Annotated in this window: 1 pseudogene; it reads left to right on the top strand. The window is 81.1% G+C overall.

Annotation, left to right across the window (positions count from 1 at the left end):
• A pseudogene (locus tag G3I54_RS30085) lies at window positions 1–371 on the top strand (hypothetical protein); the annotation flags it as partial.

Here is a 371-nt window from a genome sequence, read left to right as displayed (position 1 = left end):
CGGTGGGCGCCGCGCCGGAGCAGGCCCAGCAGCCCCAGCAACCGCAGCGGCAGGCGCTGGCCCTGACCTCCGCCCCGGCCGCGGCGTCCTCCTCGGCGCCCGCCGCGCCTTCCGAGGGGTCGGTCGTCACCGCGGCCGAGAACGCCCAGGGCGGCGGTCGGCCGCAGCTCGGGCAGACCGTGCCGCCCCAGGGCGTCCCGGTGGACCCGCAGCAGCCCGTTCCGCCCACCGGACGGCGGGCCCGGCGGGACGGTGAGAACCTCGCCCTCCCCGCCCTTGCCTCCGGAAGCGGCGGCAACGGCGGCAACGGCGGCAACGGCGGCCATCCGGGGCCGGAGTCGGCCCAGCAGCCCGGCGGCCAGCAGCCCGGC

It is taken from the genome of Streptomyces sp. SID14515, assembly GCF_010548505.1.
Taxonomy (GTDB): domain Bacteria; phylum Actinomycetota; class Actinomycetes; order Streptomycetales; family Streptomycetaceae; genus Streptomyces; species Streptomyces caviscabies.
The sequence above is the reverse complement of the archived record's forward strand: the minus strand, read 5'-3'. Positions and strand labels throughout refer to the sequence as shown.